At 59.2% G+C, this 911-nt stretch carries 2 protein-coding genes; both read right to left on the bottom strand.

The window, feature by feature from the left end; translation table 11 throughout:
* Positions 1-293: 293 nt before the first annotated feature.
* Positions 294-617: a hypothetical protein gene (locus EN893_RS35790; protein WP_127271068.1), complete on the bottom strand. Its 324-nt coding sequence runs from the start codon at positions 615-617 to the stop codon at positions 294-296.
* Entirely contained in the window at positions 617-826 is a 210-nt protein-coding gene (locus EN893_RS35785; protein ID WP_127271047.1) for a hypothetical protein, read from the bottom strand. Before EN893_RS35785 ends, EN893_RS35790 begins: the two co-directional genes overlap by 1 nt.
* Positions 827-911: the final 85 nt, after the last annotated feature.

Here is a 911-nt window from a genome sequence, read left to right as displayed (position 1 = left end):
ACATAGACCTTGCCGCCTGGCACGTTTTGCCGAACTTCAGCTTCGTCTTGGCCAGTGAGGAAGGTCCAATCTGCCTCGGTGCCCTTTGGCCGATCGGCAGTGAAGATAGATAGGCGCAATGATTCCAGTGACCAGTTGCTGCTCATAAGGCCTCCCCCACCACTTCCGCCATATCCCGAAACACACCAGAACGCAATTAAGCCACTCGAATAGTGCCGAAATGGTGAAAGCCATGTTTTATTGCCGTCGTCACCCCAGGCACACTCGCCAGATATCCGACCAGACCACCGCCGCTATTCCTCTGCCGCCGGCTTGAACTTTCGCACGATCATCTCGAACAGCATATCCGAAATCCACATAGCCGAAACGCCGATCAGGAAAGCAGCCGCAAGCGTCGTGGTGTCATCGGCCGGATCTGGAATCGGCAATCCCGTCGCTTTGAAATACGACACCACTGGCAGCGTGAGATAAGCCGCCGCCAGTGCGCCACAAACAGGCGAGGCTATCATTTCGCGCAGCTTGTACCGATGCCGCGACAGAGCCCGCAGGATGCCGCCAGAGAGGCCGGCAACAAGCACAGGGGCCTTGATGCCCAATAGGTCGAGCAAATCGTGCATCATGGCTTCCACCCGCACCAGTCAGCGCCCTTGGCATTGAACGAGTTCAAGTCGTCCAGTTCGGCGCGGGTCATGATCTGAACGACAGTCAGCGAGGGCCGGCGGGGCGTGTTGTGGTCGCACCAGACCTTGCGAGGGTCATCGATTGGGGCCGACGTGGCGCACGCTGACAGAAGCAGGAACACCGGGGCTATCAGTGCTTTGCCCATTTAGTCGCCTCCGCTCGGGCTTGGTCGTCTGTCATGCCGGCGGCCTGCCGTTCGGCCGCTGTTGCCTCCCGGTTCATCTCCAGAC

The organism is Mesorhizobium sp. M7A.F.Ca.CA.004.04.2.1 (genome assembly GCF_004022825.1).
GTDB lineage: Bacteria > Pseudomonadota > Alphaproteobacteria > Rhizobiales > Rhizobiaceae > Mesorhizobium.
The sequence above is the reverse complement of the archived record's forward strand: the minus strand, read 5'-3'. Positions and strand labels throughout refer to the sequence as shown.

Coding starts and splice junctions, on each gene's coding strand:
- EN893_RS35785 (WP_127271047.1), bottom strand. CDS start 826: ATGGGCAAAGCACTGATAGCCCCGGTGTTCCTGCTTCTGTCAGCGTGC.
- EN893_RS35790 (WP_127271068.1), bottom strand. CDS start 617: ATGCACGATTTGCTCGACCTATTGGGCATCAAGGCCCCTGTGCTTGTT.